This window comes from Commensalibacter sp. M0355 (genome assembly GCF_016101365.1).
Classification (GTDB): domain Bacteria; phylum Pseudomonadota; class Alphaproteobacteria; order Acetobacterales; family Acetobacteraceae; genus Commensalibacter; species Commensalibacter melissae.
In genome coordinates, this window is sequence record NZ_JACFQQ010000002.1 from 199,059 (window position 1) to 217,095 (window position 18,037).

Below are 18,037 nucleotides of genomic sequence, written 5' to 3' on the forward strand. Positions count from 1 at the left end.
CTATTCATCCTTATCTTTTGATAAGGCTGAATCGGTGTCTGTCTGATTTTCATCACTGTCATCAGAATTATCAATCACAGGAAAAACACTACTGACCGTTTCCCCTTCATCAATACGGAATAAAGTTACCCCCATTCCTGTTCTTGATGTAATCCGTATCTGGTTAACTGGCACGCGAATCAAACGTCCCTTGTCCGTCACCATCATTACATCTGTATTTTCCCATACCGCAAATGTTGCAACAACGGCATCTCCGTTCTTGCCCGTCAGATTTATATTAGCAATACCCAATCCGCCTCGACCACTTACTCGATATTCATAAGCGGAAGTCCGTTTACCAAAACCGGCATTGGTTACCGTCAGAAGAATTTCCTCAGACCGTTGTAGCTCGCTTAAGCGTCCTGTTGTCAGCTCTACAGCAGATTCATTATTTTCAACTTCATCCTCAAACGGATCTTCACTTTCAACAATCGTTTCATCATCACTGGTTTCGGCATTTTCCGCACGTCGTTTCGCATTACTGTAACGTAAATAATCAAATCGTTCAGAAGTTAAAATGTTAACATGATTTAAGACAGTTAAGGAAATAACCTCATCATTATCAGCCAATTTGATACCACGAACACCGGTACTTCCACGTCCGGAGAAAACGCGCAAAGAACTGTCGGTAATCTGGAAACGTATAGCCCGACCTTTATTGGTAGCCAAAAGAACATCCTGACCTTCCTGACAGGTAGCAACCCCTATAAGCCGTTCATGTTCATCTAGTTTCATGGCAATCAAACCGGAAGAACGTATATTTCCAAAATCACTCAGGCGATTACGTCTGACGTTTCCGGATGAGGTGGCGAACACAAGATGCAAGTCTGACCACAATTCCTCATCCTGAGGCAAAGGCAATACTGTTGTCACCTCATCATTTCCTAAATCAGGCAATAAATTGACCAATGCTCTACCTTTTGACGTTGGACTGGCTTCTGGTAAATGCCAAACTTTTGCACGGTACGCCTTTCCTCCAGAAGAGAAAAATATTACCCATTGATGTGTATGCGCGTTAAAGGATCGTGTAATTATATCATCTCCACGTCTTCCGGCCCCAGTTCTGCCACGACCCCCACGATTTTGAGAACGAAAAGTGTCCAGTGGGGTACGCTTGATAAATCCCTCACGTGTTATGGTTACAACCATCTGTCCAGGTTCAATCAGGCTTTCATCAGTTTGGTCGCCTTCATAATCGACAATATCGGTCATTCTTTCACAGGCAATTGCAGATCTTACACGAACAAGTTCATCACGCATAATTTCCATACGACGCAAATGACTCGCAATAATTTCCAGCAATTCCTCAATCCGTTTTGAAACTTCCATTAGTTCACTTTGAATTTTTTCACGTTCCAAACCGGTTAACCGTTGCAATCTCAACTCAAGAATACCGCGAACCTGCACTTCACTGAGATAAACCCTTCCGTCTTTTAATGTATTACCTTCATCTTGGATAAGGTTTAAAAGACTTTGGATATCTTCCGCAGGCCAGGACCGATTCAATAATTGATCACGAGCTGTTACCGTATCCGGAGCTGAGCGGATTAAAGCGATAACTTCATCTATATTAGCAACCGCGATAACCAGACCCAACAATAGATGCGCCCGATCCCTAGATTTTCTTAATTCAAATCGCGCCCGACGCAAAATCACCTCCTCACGGAAGGAGATAAAGGCATTTAACGCATCTTTCAATCCCAGCAACTGAGGTTTTCCATTGGTTAATGCAAGCATATTCACACCAAAAGTCGTCTGTAGCTGGGTAAAGCGGTATAATTGATTTAAGACCACCTCCGCGGTAGCATCACGTTTGATTTCAATGACCACCCGCATACCAGAACGATCACTTTCATCACGGATATCGGAGATACCTTCAATCTGCTTATTACGTACAAGCTCCGCAATTTTCTCTTGTAAAGTCGCTTTGTTTACCTGAAAGGGAATCTCGGTGATAATAATGGCCTGCCTGTCCTTGCGAATTTCCTCGATACTGGCACGTCCCCGCACCAGTATTGATCCACGTCCCGTTTCAAATGCATTACGAATACCTGAACGTCCAAGAATGATACCGCCAGTGGAAAAATCTGGACCAGGTACAATTTGCATTAATTGTGCAAGATCCATGTCTGGATTGGCAATTAATGCCAAGGTGGCATCGATAATTTCTCCAGGGTTGTGAGGCGGTATATTCGTCGCCATTCCCACCGCAATACCCGAGGCACCATTTATTAAGAGATTTGGATAGGCTGCGGGCAAGATAACGGGTTCCTGCTCGCTTTCATCATAATTTGGCTGAAAATCAACTGTATCCTGATTTATGTCTTCCAATAAAAATATGGCAGGTTTCCCCAGACGTGCCTCTGTATAACGCATAGCTGCTGGAGAGTCCCCATCAACAGACCCGAAATTCCCCTGACCGTCAACCAGACATACCCGCATAGACCAACGCTGTGCCATTCTTACCATGGCATCATAAATTGATGAGTCCCCATGCGGATGATATTTGCTCATCACATCCCCAACAGCACGGGCAGATTTACGATAAGGTTTATCAGGGGTCAAACCACTTTCAAACATTGAATATAAAATTCGACGATGAACGGGTTTCAACCCATCTCTGACATCCGGCAAAGCACGACTGACAATTACAGACATAGCATACGCCAGATAAGAGGTTTGCATTTCCTCTTCAACGGTAACAGGGGTAATATCGGTTGAAAAGAATGAAGTATTTTCTGGTAAATCGGTCAAGGCAGATCCATCATTTAATTAATTATAAACTAATCTACAAACAAATAACTTTAAATCAGGTTACAACGTAAGAATGTCTTATGATCTTTGCAAAATAACCCTTAAATAATAATATCCCTATAATATAGAGTAAAACTTATAAGTTTTATAGTGGAAAGAAAATAAATAATTTTATGATCAAAAGCTTGCTAAAAACAAAAATACAAAAGGGTTTACTATTTAGATCTAATATTATCACGTCACGATAATAAGATCGTATCTTTTTTTATAACATTCTGTTTATATTTAGTTAGAGTGCGGATCACTAAAAATATACAAGTTATTATCAAACCAATGACATCAATAATATTCCAGTGATCAAAACTTCATCGATAGACTTAGAAGGGAATTTCATCATCCAAATCATTATTACCAGGCATGGAAGCATCCCAACTGGAATTGGATCTATTACCAGATGATGCATTACTGGCTGGACGGGCCGCAGGTGGTGGTGTAAATGAAGATTCCGAACCATAATTATCCATTGAATCTCCACCACTTCGCGCGCTATCCAATAAAACCAGTTCTCCTCTAAATCGGTCAACAACCACATCTGTGCTATACCGTTCAACACCTTGCTGATCAGTCCATTTCCGGGTTCTCAATATACCCTCAATAAAAACCTTGCGACCCTTACGTAAATATTTTTCTGCGACATCAGCAAGACGCTCATTAAAAATTACCACTCTATGCCATTCTGTCAGATCCTTACGTTCACCAGTCTGACGATCGTTCCATGTATCACTTGTGGCAATTGCGAGAGTAACTATCTTGGCGCCTGTTTGCGCACTTCTAACTTCAGGGTCTCGTCCAAGATTTCCAACCAAAATCACCTTATTAACACTTCCTGCCATTTTATCCTCATTTCTTTATAGTAAAAAATGCTATATCTTTACTTTTTTTCCATCTTTAAAAGAATTATATTCTTTCTATACCATCCTGTAATTTTTTTAAAACAGTAATCACAAGATACAAAACCATATAACAATCATATCATGAAAAATAAATCACCGACTGCGCTTACCCATATTAAAGTGCGTGGAGCAAAAGTCCACAATTTACATAATATTGATGTTGATATTCCCAGAAACAAGATGACGGTTATCACGGGCCTTTCCGGATCGGGAAAATCCTCTTTGGCTTTTGACACTATATATGCGGAAGGACAAAGACGTTATGTTGAAAGCCTTTCAGCCTATGCACGCCAGTTTTTGGAATTAATGGGGAAACCCGATGTTGAATCCATTGAGGGGCTGTCTCCCGCGATATCAATCGAACAAAAAACAACATCCCGCAATCCACGTTCAACAGTTGGCACCATTACTGAAATTCATGATTATATGCGCCTGTTATGGGCACGAGCAGGAACCCCTTTTTCACCGATTACGGGATTACCAATTGAAGCACAAACCGTCAGCCAGATGGTTGATCGAGTAATAGAGTTGTCCGAAGGCACCCGATTGATGTTGTTATCCCCCATTGTACGAAGTCGTAAAGGGGAATACAGAAAAGAGCTTGCGGAACTTCAACGCAAGGGTTTTACACGGGTTAAAATTGACGGGAAACTATATGACATTTCAGAAGCGCCGGAATTAAATCGTAAACTTAAACATACGATCGAGGTGGTTGTTGATCGCATCATCGTTAAACAGGGTATAGAAAATCGATTGGCAGATAGTTTTGAAATAGCCTTATCCCTTTCCGATGGTCTTGCACAAGTGGAGGAGGTCTTACGTAAAGATGAAAAAAGAAAATCAATTCATTTAAGCTTTTCATCACGTTATTCTTGTCCTGAAAGCGGATTTACTCTTGAAGAAATTGAACCAAGACTTTTTTCCTTCAATGCACCCCAAGGTGCATGTCCAGTATGTGACGGTATCGGGACTGAAAGCTTTTTCGACCCAGACCTAATCATTCCCAATCCTGCACTTTCACTGGAAAAAGGGGCTATTTCAGCATGGAAAAATACTTCACTGCCCTATTATCAACAAACTTTGGCAAGTCTAGCCGAACATTTTCATTTTAAAATCAACACGCCATGGGAAAAAATCCCTGGAAAAATTCAACATGCCATTCTGCATGGTACAGATGAAAAAATTCCGATTCACTATCATGATGAAAAAAAATCCTATACTGTAACTCAACCTTTTGAAGGGGTGATCAAAAATCTAGATAAACGCTATCATTCAACTGACAGTCATATCATTAGGGAAGATCTCAATCGCTTTCGGGCGGATTATCCTTGTCACGCTTGTCATGGCGCCCGACTTAAACCCGAAGCTTTATGTGTCAAAATAAACAATAAAAACATTGCAGAAATTGCAGATTATCCCATCCATCAAGCATTAAAATGGTTTTCCAGTGTTGAAGAAACTCTATCCCCTCAAAAAGCAGAAATTGCCCATCGAATTCTGCGAGAAATTATTGACCGCTTGAAATTTCTCAATGATGTCGGCCTTGATTATCTTACATTATCCAGAGGTTCAGCCACACTATCTGGAGGTGAAAGCCAGCGCATTCGTCTGGCCAGTCAAATTGGATCTGGACTGACAGGGGTTTTATACGTTCTGGATGAACCGTCAATCGGATTACATCAACGGGATAATGAACGGTTGCTCGGCACTCTTGATCGTTTAAAAAACCTTGGAAACACCTTGATCGTTGTTGAGCATGACGAAGACACGATCAAGGCTTCTGACTATCTTATTGATATGGGCCCCGGGGCTGGCATCATGGGGGGACATGTCGTTGCCATGGGCACACCCAAGGAAGTGGAAAAAAATCCGGACAGCCTTACCGGCGATTATCTGAGTGGCCGAAAATTCATTGCCATTCCCAAAAAAAGAAGGAAAATGAATAAAAAGCAAATATTAACACTGTGTAACGCAACAGGTAACAATTTAAAAAATGTTACTGTTGATTTTCCCCTTGGAACCTTTATCGCCGTAACGGGTGTTTCGGGGGGTGGAAAATCCACCCTGATCATTGATACGCTTTATAAGGCCCTTTCCAGACAATTGATGGGTTCGAATGCTGTACCCTCTCCATATAAATCCATCAAGAATATTCCACTACTTGATAAAATCATTGACATAGACCAATCCCCCATTGGACGCACCCCCCGTTCCAACCCGGCAACCTATACAGATTTATTCACACCAATTAGAGAATGGTTTGCAGAGCTGCCAGAAAGCCGTGCACGAGGTTACAAGCCAGGACGCTTTTCCTTTAATGTCAAGGGCGGACGATGTGAAGCCTGTCAAGGAGATGGAGTCATAAAAATTGAAATGCACTTTCTTCCAGATATGTTTGTTACCTGTGATACCTGTAAAGGAGCAAGATACAATCGGGAAACGTTGGAAATCAAATTCAAGGGCCACTCCATTGCCGATATTCTAAATCTTTCAGTAGATGAAGCCATACCATTATTTTCATCCGCTCCCAGAATTTACGACCGTCTAAACATACTAAAACAGGTTGGACTTGGCTACATTCATCTTGGACAACAGGCCACCACCCTTTCAGGAGGAGAGGCACAGCGTATCAAACTTTCCAAGGAACTGGCAAGGCGGGCAACGGGAAGAACCCTATATATTCTTGATGAACCCACAACAGGACTACATACGGAAGATGTACGTAAGTTACTGGAGGTTTTACATACACTGGTTGATCAGGGAAATACCATTATTGTTATCGAACATAATTTGGAGGTTATCAAAACCGCTGATTGGGTTATTGATCTCGGACCTGAAGGTGGAAGTGGCGGTGGTGAAATCGTAGCAACAGGAACACCAGAACAAATTGCCAAGTCACCAAATAGTTATACAGGCGTTTTTTTAAAACCACTTTTAAATCAATAATTTATTTTGTAGGGTAATTGATACCCTACAAATTTGGTTTTAATCCATGATGACGAATCAATTTAACTTAAAAATTGTAATTATTTCTTATTCAGATCATCAACAGACAGCTATCAACGGTTTGATTGATTTATTTAATCTGGCAGAATATGCGTGTAACTCATTTAAAAAAATTCAGGTCAAGGTAATTTCCAACGATCACGATTTTACAAATTTTCTAACCAAACAAGACGTGATCATTATTCCTCCCTGTATGAGCGGAATCCATACACCGGATAATATTGGCGAAATAATTAATTTTATTAGACATCATCATTCTCAACAATCCATAATTGCGGCAATCTGTGTTGGAACATTTATTCTAGCTGAAACGGGATTGTTGAATGGAAAGGAAGCCACAACCCATTGGTTATATGCTGATACCCTTAAAAAAAAATTTCCAAAAATCATTGTAAATAAAAGCAAACTTCTGGTTGATAACGAAACTCTTATCACTAGTGGTGGAATCATGTCCTGGGTCGATATTGGATTATATATTGTAGAAAAATTTTTTGGCCATCATATAATGCTAAAAACGACTCAATTCATGAATGTTGATCCACCAAGAGATCTTCAAAATCAATATATGTCTTTTTTTCCAAAACTGGATCATAATGATACAGCTATCCTTAAGGCGCAATATTGGCTTATGAATGCAGATATTCATGATATAAACGTCAAAAATCTTGTTATTCAATCGGGACTTGAAGAACGAACTTTCTTAAGACGTTTTAAAAAAGCCACCAAACTGCTTCCAAAAAATTACATACAGAATTTTTGCATTGAATATGCCAAAGGCCTTCTTGAAACAACCGATATGCCTATTGAACAAATTTCATGGAATCTTGGTTATGCTAATTCAAGTTCGTTCAGAAAAAATTTTACCAAGATCACCTGTCTCACTCCAAGGGATTATCGAAACAAATATAAAATCCGTTCAAGATAGATTTAATCCTGAGCTTTCATCAACTTCACTCTCTGATCAATTATTTTAATGTATTTATTGATATTTTGAATAAATAACTGAATGGATTTTTTATCCAGTAATAATTGCGATGTTAAAACACTTGTTATCAAACTTCCCTTATGAAATGACATATGATACGTAAATAACAATGCACCAGATGTGCGATTGGCAACAGACCGATAGGCAAGAACATTTATATCATTTTCAAACTTTAAGGTATCTGTTCTACCACTATTGGTGAATCCCAATCCTTCGCACAATCTTACAGCCTTTTGAAAAGACAGCTTTTGTTTTTTTGCATCCGCAAGAATCTGGCTGGTTGTTTCCAGTTCCTTGGATAAGTGTTTCTTAATATAACTTATTTCCCTTTCAAATCTCCTGACTGAATCATCAATATCCCAGATTTTTACATTGATATTCACAACATCCAATAAACAACCCAATTGATTCATCAAATCGTTATATTTACGGTAGGTTACTGCACTATAAGTATTAATGTTATTAATATTTAAAAGTTTCATTACAGCAATTGAATAAATGACAGTCAAAAGGGAATTAAGTCTACAATCCAATTTCTTTGCATAATATTCCATGGATGATAAGAGCGATGGGTTAATAATCCATGTATCAACAGCGGTCCATTTTAGAGGCAAGGGATTATCAAAGATTTTCAAAGCCTGTGAAAAATCATTGTCAGGTTTATGAACTTGACGGATATCGCAATCGGCCACCTCTTTTGCATTGAAATATTTCCATACAGGAAAATGCTCATAATGTTTTTCTTCTTCGTCAATAGAAATTGAATCTATTAAATCTTTAAGAATTTTTTTTGCTGAATAGGTATCCATGATAGCATGATGTTGAGTAAGGATAATTATGCAACCTTTATTCTGGACAGGATAGATAATTTTCAGTTTTGATAAAACTTGATTATAATCAAGAATGTTATTAACTTCTTTTTCAAGAATCAAATCAAAATCTTTAATTTTGTCCTCGTATCTAAAAACTTCAAAATTAGAAACGGGATGAGAATTTTTCTGCAAACACCATTTTTTATTCTGAATGACCAGTTTTTGTTGCAGTAATGGATTTTTATTTATGTAATTTTCCAAAGCAATTTTAAATTGTTTTGATGAAATTTTATAATCCAGATAGAGCAAAGTTACTGCTTGAGATGTTCCCAGAAAAACAGCATGATTATTAGCCATCACTGTTTCAATCGTATTTAGATAACGGTCAAACATGATAATATATCGTAATTCATTTTCATTTAAGATAGATGTGCCAAAAATTCATCTTTGGGCATTATTTTGGCACCAGCAAAAGATAATATCCATAACATTGCAGCATGAACCTTTGGTGCAGGCACTTCAACATCGTTAAAGGTTATTTCTTTTGACGCAATACAATCAGGGATCAATGTCACCTGATATCCATAATCTAAGGCTGTCCTGACTGTCGCATCAACGCACATTTGGGACATGGCGCCTATAACGATAAGATTTTTATAATTATGTCTATCAAGAACGGACTTCAATTCCGTTCCCTTAAAAGCGTTAGGATAATTTTTTGTAATACATATTTCATTATTCAATGGTTTTACATCCTTATTAATTTTCACCCCTTCAGTATGCTGAACAAAAAAGGGTGCATCCTTCATGGGAAACTGATGTTGTATATGGATGACTGGAATATGATGTTGCCGTGCGGCAGCTAAAACTTTCATGCTGCTTTTACCAACAGAATTCATATTAAATAATGGAAATTTTCCATTTGGATAATAATCATTTTGTAAGTCTATAATGATAAGAACTGTATTTTTCATCAATGTAAATTCCATGCAATAACAGGCTTTATTAAAATACAGTCCAATTAGGTAAATTAATAATAAGTAAAATTGACAAATATCAATGTATTTCAGACAAAATATAAATAATTTATTAATAATCCTGTTAAGTAATTTCTAAACAATTTTTCTTTTTTTGACTGTTATTTGTCTTTTTAATTTATGTAATACTTATTTTATTATGGATAATATACAACCTAAAAATTGAATTATAAATATTAAGAAAGTATTTCAATGAATAACTATAAGGTATCCAGTAATAAAATTATAAATAAAAATAACTCAATATTATATGATGCTTTTAACCCAAATAATATTTCATTTTTATTTGAAAAAATTCAACAAAAACTTTATAAATTGCTTCAAGATAAAACCAAGAAAGGAATTCATTGTATTACTCCGCATGAACTCCTCAATATTGCCCTTCATCTGACAGATCACAAATCCGGTGAGTCAATTATTGAACGACTGAACCAGATTGTTGATTTACACATCAATACTGCAATCAAAGTAAATTCTACAGGATATATGGCCAGACAATTTTCATCGGTCATTCCTGTTTCAGCCATTTATGATGTTGTAAATTCTCTTTGCCCCCAGCCAGCATCATTTTATGAATGCGGCCCCCTACCTAATGTAGCAGACAAAATAATTGCGGAAAAATTTGCTAAATTTTTGGGATGGGAAAATAGTAATTATGGCATGATTTCAACCTCTGGAGCAAGTTTGGCCAATTTAACCGCGGTAATAACCGCCCGCAATAACAAATACCCAAATATCTGGAAAAAAGGAAATGCTGGTCAAAAAAACCTTGTACCTACCATAGCTATAGGAACGGATGCACATTTTTCTGTCAGCCGGATTGCTGGCATTATTGGCCTTGGTCAAGACAATATCATTTTATTACCCCTGAACGCTCAAAGACAAATCTGTATAAAACAAGCAAGGCAAATTTTAAATAAAGCCCATAAAAACGGAAAAGATATTTTCTGTATTATCGCTGCTGCAGGTAGCACAAGCATTGGGGCTATTGATCCCTTAAAAGAATTGTCGGAACTCGCCATAAAATATAAAGCCTGGTTTCATGTTGATGCAGCACATAGCGGATCCTTTCTAGTTTCCGATCAATTGAGAAACCGAGTAGCAGGCTTAACATACGCTGACTCTTTTTGTCTTGACGCTCATAAAACATTATTTGTTCCTGCGGCTTGTACATTATTATTTTATAAAAATGGTGATAAAACAAAGCTTACATTTCCGATTCAAGCCAGTTATGTTACAGAGGAATTTGAAGATGAAATAACAAAATTCGAAAGTGGAACTAAAAATTTCGAATGTACCAAACGGCCTTCCATTTTAAATTTATGGGTTGTTTGGTCTTTATACGGTCAACAATTTTTTGAAACCAAATTAAACCTTTTAGTCAAAACAACCTTTCAAGCATACAAATATCTACAGACCCTAGATAATTTTGAAACCTTGCACAAACCTGAATCCAACATTCTTTGCTTCAGATATTTGCCAAATGAAAAAAAACTATCGAAAGAAAAACTGAATTATTTACAATTAAAAATAAGAGATAAAATCCGTGATGAAGGACGGTATTTCATTTCAAAAGTGGATCTAGATCATATCACCGCCCTCCGTATCGTTATCATGAATCATGAAATCTCAATGGATGATATCGCTGACCTGACCAAACATATTGAAACCGCAGCAAATTCCATTCTTAAAACCTTTTAAATTCATTCCATCCCCATATTTTACCCAAGGAGCCCCTATCTTGCATATCCATCCAAACAAGGAATTACTGAAAACTGTTTTTCCTGATTTTTTGTTTAATCCACAATCAATCCAAAATATTGCTCAATTTCCAACGTTTTTATCAACTATTCGCTATTTTGAACGGTTAACGGAAACTTATTTTGATGCAATTCCATTTGAAATACAGAACGAATTTATTCTTAAAAGATTAAAACAGCTGATCGAGATATGTCGAGTCAACCCTATTTGGAAAGAACGTATTGATCAAGCGATTGGCAAGGAAAAATTAAACGATTTTGAAACTTTTTCCGCCATTCCGCTTACTGATAAAGAAATTTATACAGATTTATTTTCTGGCAAACGTCCAGGTATGATTGTCCCGATCGAAAATGGTAATTTTCAAATTGCCAACAGTGGAGGTACCGCCTCAGGAAGATCTTCCGAAATCGTATTTTCAAAAAAAGAATTAAGGGATACTTACAGATGGGCAGGAAATTTTATCGGAAAACATATTATTTCACGTTATATGGAAGAACAACAGGCCAAATGGATTGGCACCACTCTCTCTGACAGTCAATTATGGAGCAGCGGAACCATGGTTGGTGGAGTTTTACAAGAAATTCCAAATGTTAATTATCTTGGTATCGGACCCATGTCCGCTAAAATTTATCAGCGTATTATGCAAAATCCGGGACAAAAAGGTTTCATGGGCATTGTCCGCGATATCGCCCTGCTCGTTCCTTATGCAAGTGAATTAAATGATCAACAAAAGGATAGTTTGAGAATAGCTCTATATGGCAGTGGATGTCTTCCAGAAAAAATTAAATCTGATCTAAAAGATATCTATCAGAATTTAATCATATTGAGTTTTTTTGCTGCCACACAGGCCGAAACTATAGGTTTACAACTCAATCCGGAAAGTTCAATTCTAACAGCTGTTCCCGGTTTACATCTGATAGAAATTGTCGATAAAAACGGTAAATGGGTTCAAGAAAACGAAGAAGGAGATCTTGTCGTCACAAGATTATTTGCAAATGAAGCCCCTGTCTTGCGTTATAGATTAGGGGATCGCGTCATAAGGCGTCCAAATTATACCAGTCGATTTCTCAATTCGATACAGTTTGAATATGTAGGCCGCAGTGACGATTTTATCTCTTTGATAAATCATCAATTTTATGTTCCACATTTCCTGACATTATTATCTAAGAAACTGGAGATTGATTCCATTTTTAGCTTCAACAAAATTGCTGAGGAATTTCAATTCCAAATAAACCAAAATTCTGAAACCTTAAATTTAATAATTGCGGTTTCAAATCTTTATGAAATGAAGAATCAATATGATAAACATAAAGACAAAATTTGCGATATAATGATACGATCATTGATTGAATCTGATAAAAAAAACACTCTATCACATTCCTTTTTTGAAAAATTGAAACATAAATGCCAATTCAATATTCATTTTGTTGAAAAAGAATCTTCCATGATATATCGAACAGATGTGGGAAAAACGCCTTTAATTTATAAAAAATAATAATTTGCAATTTATGAATTAAAATTTTTTATGATAAAAATTTAGGCAAAAAAATTACATAAACCCTACAAATCATTGTCTATTTTATAGCAATTTTAAATAAATAATATAAAAAATAGGCATAATGTTTAAATAATAGACATTTTTTATTAAATTGTTCTATTCATTGTTAAAAATTCTCTATATCTTTACACTGGACAGAACTTTCCAAACATTCTTTAATATTGTTATCGTAAACAGTAACAGTATTATCGCTATATAATTTTTATTTGATGAATATAGAGAAACAAGATGATAAAAAAAATCGAAGCCATTATTAAGCCTTTTAAACTCGATGAGGTTAAAGAAGCGCTTCAAGAGATTGGCCTTCAAGGAATTACGGTAACAGAAGTAAAAGGGTTCGGCCGCCAAAAAGGCCATACCGAACTTTATCGTGGTGCTGAATATGTCGTTGATTTTTTGCCCAAGGTTAAAATCGAATTTGTCTGTAGTGCGGATATCGTCGAACGTGCAATTGAAATCATCCTCAATACAGCAAGAACTGGCCGAATCGGTGATGGAAAGATTTTTGTTATTCCTGTGGAAAATGCCATTCGCATTCGTACAGGTGAAAGTGGGGTTGAAGCTTTATAATCAATTTTATCTTTTTCATTTTGACAAAATGAAGTATCCCTTTGAGAGTTATAACCATATGGGAAGAAAAATATTATCTTTATGGATGACACTGTTACGTTTTTGAATGCATAAATTTCTATCATATAATAAGGACTAATAGTACATGGCCGACCAATTGATTTCTTCTTCAGCTTCCAAAGAAGAGGCTATTGCCAAAATTATGGATCTGCTTCAGGAAAATTCTGTAGAATTTGTTGATTTCCGTTTTACGGATCCACGGGGAAAATGGCATCATACCACACAATATGTATCAACCATAGAGCCTGATATTTTTGAGGATGGCATTATGTTTGACGGTTCTTCCATCGCCGGATGGAAGGCGATTAATGAAAGTGACATGATTTTAATGCCTGATCCATTTACAGCAGTTATGGATCCATTTACGGCAAAACCCCAGCTTATTCTTATTTGTGATATCATTGATCCTGCAACGGGAACCGCTTACAATCGTGATCCTCGTTCCACTGCGAAACTGGCTGAACAATACCTAAAATCAACAGGAATTGGCGATACGGCTTATTTTGGGCCAGAAGCAGAATTCTTCATTTTCGATAATGTCAAATTCGGTGTCGGTTCCAATTATGGTATCTATCAACTCGATAGTATAGAAGGCCCTGATGCAAACCTAAAAGATTATCCCGAAGGAAACATGGGACATCGTCCTCGGGTGAAGGGAGGCTACTTTCCTGTTCCACCTGTTGATACGGAAAATGACTTGCGTGCAGAAATGCTTAGCACGATGGGTGAGATGGGATTGCCTATCGAAAAACATCATCATGAGGTTGCCCAGTCTCAACACGAATTGGGAGTGGCTTTTGCCACCCTAGTACGTTCCGCTGATTTTATGCAGATCTATAAATACTGCGTTCATAATGTTGCAAATTCATATGGCAAAACTGCAACATTCATGCCAAAACCAATTTATGGTGATAATGGCACTGGTATGCATGTCCATCAATCTATCTGGAAAAACAACACTCCAAATTTTGCAGGAAATGGCTATGCCGACCTTTCAGATCAAGCCCTGTATTATATTGGTGGAATTATTAAACATGCAAAAGCGTTAAACGCTTTTACAAATCCATCCACCAATTCATACAAAAGATTGATTCCAGGATTTGAGGCTCCTGTCTTGTTAGCCTATTCGGCTCGCAACCGTTCCGCCTCCTGTCGCATTCCATATGTGACCAGTCCTAAAGCAAAACGTGTTGAAATCCGTTTCCCCGATCCAACAGCAAACCCATATCTCGCATTTGCGGCAATGCTAATGGCTGGAATTGACGGCATCAAAAACAAAATTCATCCTGGTGATGCAATGGACAAGGATCTTTACGATCTACCTCCTGAAGAACTTAAAGAAATTCCAACCGTATGTGGCTCTTTACGTGAAGCATTGGAAGCTCTTGCAGCTGATCATGATTTCCTATTGGCGGGAAATGTATTTACTCAGGACCAGATTGACAGTTATTGCAAAATCAAATGGGAAGAAGTATATCGCTTCGAACACACGCCTCACCCTGTCGAATTTGATATGTATTACTCAGTCTAAAATTTAAATAAATATCCTTGCTGATCTTTAATCAGTCATTCCTACAGCAAGGATATAAAAAAACGAACTATTAAATTTTTAAATGTCAATTAAAAAATTATTATTTTAAAAATTTAAATAAAATCACAATTTAAAAATAATAACTGATTCTATCAATTTTTGTAATTTTATTACCAATTAGAGCCCTAAAACTGTTCAATTATAAATTGAATCAAATAAATATCACAAAAAATTGATTTTTTTATCAAAAAACTTAACAAAAATCATTTTTTACACTAGCATTATTAATGTTCACATATTATTTATCATATAATGAATTTAAATCATTTAAATAATTCTAAAAAGGTGTATAAAATATGAAATTTTTACTTGATACAGCTGATGTAGAAGACATTAAAAGAATTTGTGCGATGGTACCTGTTGATGGTGTTACAACCAATCCCGGTATTGTTGCAGCAAGTGGCAAGTCCGTTTTCGATTTGTTACCAGCCATCCGTGATGCAATGGGTGGAAAGGGAATGTTGCTTGCTCAAGTTATCTCTCCAACTGTAGAAGGTATGATCAAAGACGCTCATACACTGACCTCTCGTGTAGAAAACCTTATTGTTAAGGTTCCTGTAACCCCTAACGGTCTGGTTGCCATCAAAGAATTAACCAAGGAAGGCATCCCAACCCTGGGAACTTCAATCTATGGTGCCGCTCAAGGATTTATGGCGGCTTTGGCAGGTGCCAAATATCTTTCCCCTTATGTTAGCAGAATTGATGCACAAGGTGGAAATGGCCCCGAAACCGTTAAAGAATTGCAAAACTTGATTTCCCAACACAAACCAGATGTTGAAATCGTTAATGCAAGCTTCAAAAGCCCCCGTCAGGCTTTAGAATGCATGATGATCGGATCTGCTGGTATTACCCTGCCACCAAGCATTTTTGATCTTTTCATTGCTGATCCAGCAGTTCTTGCCGCTGTAACTGAATTTGGCAACCAATGGTTCAAGGCTTTTAACCGTCACACACTTGACTAGTACAAATAACTTTCTATTTCATTGATCTGACACAATTTTCATTTATAAGGCACTTTATTGAGTGCCTTATATCATTATTATAGCTCTCTATATAATTTCATTCCTGTCAGATCTTTTATTTGTCTTTCAAGAATTTCATTATATCGATTCAGAACATCATCCTCATTTACAATACCCATTATTTCATAATTGTCGGTTCCACGCACAACAATTAGCCATGGGCATTCATGTATGTCATCAAAACCATCCATCATTTCTTTGATATTCATACCCGGGGTCAAAACCCGATTTTTTCTGATTGCAAGTTCCCCGATTTGTTCTTGATAATGAACTAAATTCTCAAATATATCTTTTAATTCGACCAATCCTGCATATTCATTCTCCTCATTCTTTAATATTAATAACTCTTTATGATGAAATTGCAGCGAATGTATAACCTGATTAAGAGGTAAATTATAATCAAGCGTAAAATCAACAGGTTTCATCAATGTCTGTGCGGTCGTTCTCGTCAATCCACTGATATCCAAAGCTGAGCGAATTTTTTTTCCACTTAAATGGAAACGCCAGGTTGCAAAGGAATATCCAAATATTTTTCTCACTGTAACGATAGCCACAATAACAGCTAAAATAATCACACTTGTCATAGAATAACTTTGCGTCATATCAAGAGATAAAAACATCATGCTTAAGGGACCGCCAATAATACTCGCCGACATGACCGCCATCCCTATTGCCGCATATACAAGAGGGGAAAATGTATGAATCCCTAGATATAATACAATATTGCCATAAACAATTCCCGCTGTTCCACCAAGCATCATTGAAGCAAAAAACAATCCTCCCCTAAATCCCACTCCCAGGGAAACGGATGAGGCGATTGCCTTTAAAAACAAAATAAAAACTGCCAATTTAAAGGCAATACCATGATCCAAGACAACCCAAAGAAAACCATGACCAGATCCCAATACAGCAGGGGTCAGGATACCCATCCCTCCCACCATCAGGGCTCCAGCAACCAGTCCATAAATTTTCGGAATTCTCAACTGATTTATATAAATTTCAATACGTGTCGCACCATACATGACCATAATGGCAATTATTGCGCAAATCAGTGAGAAAATACATACAATTCCATAATCAATATAATGGATAGAATCCGGAACAATATGAAAAACGGGTCCTGCACCACCCAAACAATGAATCATTATATATCCAGACATTGCAGCAATCATGATATAGGGGAAATTTATAAAATTATATGAGGCTAAAACAATTTCAAATCCATAAAAAGCCCCTCCTAAAATCGAGTTGAAGGCTGCACCGATGGCTCCTGCCGCTCCACAGCCAACAAGTATCCTCAATTTATTCTGTCTAATTTTAAAGAAGCGTCCGATTTTGGATGCTGCTGCGGCACTAACCTGTGTATAGGCAGATTCCAATCCCAAGGAAATACCGAACCCATTGGACAAAAGGGTCTGCAGCGTTAAATAAAAACTGTCTTTGACAGAAAGCTTACCACCGTATAATGCATTTGCTTCAATTATATCTGCAATTTTTGCACTGAAAAATTGACCCATATAATAACGGACAAGGAATAAACCTATCGCTCCGATCATGGGAATACATATACAATACCATGGATTAACGTAACTTAATCCCGACAAATGACCATTTCCATCCAAATGAAATAAGAATTTGTGGAGAGTAAGGGACATAATATTTAATAGCTGAACTGAAATTGCCCCAATGAGTCCACTGCAAAACGCAAGAATAAAAAAATATACATTTTGCTTGAATATTAATCGCTTAACTTGTTTTAAATATGGGTTATTTGCGTTAATCATCATTATTTGTCATTTAAAGGAAAATTTTTTATTATACGAATATATTATAATGAACGAACAATTGATTTTTATTTATAACTATTTTCATCTTGATCATTCATGCCT

Annotated in this window: 12 protein-coding genes; 7 read left to right on the top strand and 5 right to left on the bottom strand. The window is 37.0% G+C overall.

Annotated elements, in window-relative coordinates; genetic code table 11:
• Complete coding sequence (gyrA, locus tag H3T44_RS04685) at positions 1-2,724, bottom strand: DNA gyrase subunit A (RefSeq protein ID WP_370552730.1); 2,724 nt, start codon at positions 2,722-2,724, stop codon at positions 1-3.
• 446 nt (positions 2,725-3,170) lie between these two features.
• Complete coding sequence (gene ssb, locus H3T44_RS04690) at positions 3,171-3,686, bottom strand: single-stranded DNA-binding protein (RefSeq protein WP_155580256.1); 516 nt, start codon at positions 3,684-3,686, stop codon at positions 3,171-3,173.
• Positions 3,687-3,827: 141 nt separating this feature from the next.
• Between ssb and uvrA the strand changes: the two genes are divergently transcribed.
• Both uvrA and H3T44_RS04700 read left to right on the top strand, forming a co-directional pair.
• On the top strand, positions 3,828-6,692 hold the full coding sequence (gene uvrA, locus H3T44_RS04695; protein ID WP_198196349.1) for an excinuclease ABC subunit UvrA: 2,865 nt from the start codon (positions 3,828-3,830) through the stop codon (positions 6,690-6,692).
• 46 nt (positions 6,693-6,738) lie between these two features.
• Positions 6,739-7,677 (top strand): GlxA family transcriptional regulator, encoded by a 939-nt coding sequence (locus H3T44_RS04700; RefSeq protein WP_198196351.1) that lies wholly within the window; start codon positions 6,739-6,741, stop codon positions 7,675-7,677.
• A 2-nt stretch (positions 7,678-7,679) separates the two neighbouring features.
• Here H3T44_RS04700 and H3T44_RS04705 read toward each other — a convergent pair whose 3' ends face one another.
• Together H3T44_RS04705 and H3T44_RS04710 are read right to left on the bottom strand one after the other, a co-directional pair.
• Positions 7,680-8,942, bottom strand: coding sequence for a hypothetical protein (locus H3T44_RS04705; RefSeq protein ID WP_198196353.1), 1,263 nt, complete (start codon positions 8,940-8,942; stop codon positions 7,680-7,682).
• Positions 8,943-8,968: 26 nt separating this feature from the next.
• Entirely contained in the window at positions 8,969-9,523 is a 555-nt protein-coding gene (locus H3T44_RS04710; protein WP_198196355.1) for a cysteine hydrolase family protein, read from the bottom strand.
• 255 nt (positions 9,524-9,778) lie between these two features.
• Between H3T44_RS04710 and H3T44_RS04715 the strand changes: the two genes are divergently transcribed.
• The 5 genes from H3T44_RS04715 to H3T44_RS04735 all read left to right on the top strand — a co-directional run bounded on the left by H3T44_RS04715 (position 9,779) and on the right by H3T44_RS04735 (position 16,088).
• Positions 9,779-11,287 (top strand): aminotransferase class V-fold PLP-dependent enzyme, encoded by a 1,509-nt coding sequence (locus H3T44_RS04715; protein WP_155566631.1) that lies wholly within the window; start codon positions 9,779-9,781, stop codon positions 11,285-11,287.
• Positions 11,288-11,327: 40 nt separating this feature from the next.
• Positions 11,328-12,842, top strand: coding sequence for a hypothetical protein (locus tag H3T44_RS04720; protein WP_198196357.1), 1,515 nt, complete (start codon positions 11,328-11,330; stop codon positions 12,840-12,842).
• A gap of 294 nt (positions 12,843-13,136) precedes the next feature.
• Positions 13,137-13,475 carry a P-II family nitrogen regulator gene (locus H3T44_RS04725; RefSeq protein WP_198184983.1) on the top strand — a complete coding sequence of 113 codons (339 nt, stop codon included), beginning with the start codon at positions 13,137-13,139 and terminating at the stop codon, positions 13,473-13,475.
• A gap of 145 nt (positions 13,476-13,620) precedes the next feature.
• Positions 13,621-15,066 (top strand): type I glutamate--ammonia ligase, encoded by a 1,446-nt coding sequence (glnA, locus tag H3T44_RS04730; RefSeq protein WP_155566629.1) that lies wholly within the window; start codon positions 13,621-13,623, stop codon positions 15,064-15,066.
• A gap of 356 nt (positions 15,067-15,422) precedes the next feature.
• Entirely contained in the window at positions 15,423-16,088 is a 666-nt protein-coding gene (locus tag H3T44_RS04735) for a transaldolase family protein (protein WP_122123392.1), read from the top strand.
• 77 nt (positions 16,089-16,165) lie between these two features.
• On the opposite strand, the gene H3T44_RS04740 is transcribed toward H3T44_RS04735, so the two are convergent.
• Complete coding sequence (locus H3T44_RS04740) at positions 16,166-17,803, bottom strand: chloride channel protein (protein WP_198196359.1); 1,638 nt, start codon at positions 17,801-17,803, stop codon at positions 16,166-16,168.
• Positions 17,804-18,037 lie beyond the last annotated feature (234 nt).

Bases quoted from the DNA above. Each gene is read 5' to 3' on its own strand.
- gyrA (WP_370552730.1), bottom strand. From the start codon at position 2,724: ATGCAAACCTCTTATCTGGCGTATGCTATGTCTGTAATTGTCAGTCGT.
- ssb (WP_155580256.1), bottom strand. From the start codon at position 3,686: ATGGCAGGAAGTGTTAATAAGGTGATTTTGGTTGGAAATCTTGGACGA.
- uvrA (WP_198196349.1), top strand. From the start codon at position 3,828: ATGAAAAATAAATCACCGACTGCGCTTACCCATATTAAAGTGCGTGGA.
- H3T44_RS04700 (WP_198196351.1), top strand. From the start codon at position 6,739: ATGATGACGAATCAATTTAACTTAAAAATTGTAATTATTTCTTATTCA.
- H3T44_RS04705 (WP_198196353.1), bottom strand. From the start codon at position 8,942: ATGTTTGACCGTTATCTAAATACGATTGAAACAGTGATGGCTAATAAT.
- H3T44_RS04710 (WP_198196355.1), bottom strand. From the start codon at position 9,523: ATGAAAAATACAGTTCTTATCATTATAGACTTACAAAATGATTATTAT.
- H3T44_RS04715 (WP_155566631.1), top strand. From the start codon at position 9,779: ATGAATAACTATAAGGTATCCAGTAATAAAATTATAAATAAAAATAAC.
- glnA (WP_155566629.1), top strand. From the start codon at position 13,621: ATGGCCGACCAATTGATTTCTTCTTCAGCTTCCAAAGAAGAGGCTATT.
- H3T44_RS04735 (WP_122123392.1), top strand. From the start codon at position 15,423: ATGAAATTTTTACTTGATACAGCTGATGTAGAAGACATTAAAAGAATT.
- H3T44_RS04740 (WP_198196359.1), bottom strand. From the start codon at position 17,803: ATGTCCCTTACTCTCCACAAATTCTTATTTCATTTGGATGGAAATGGT.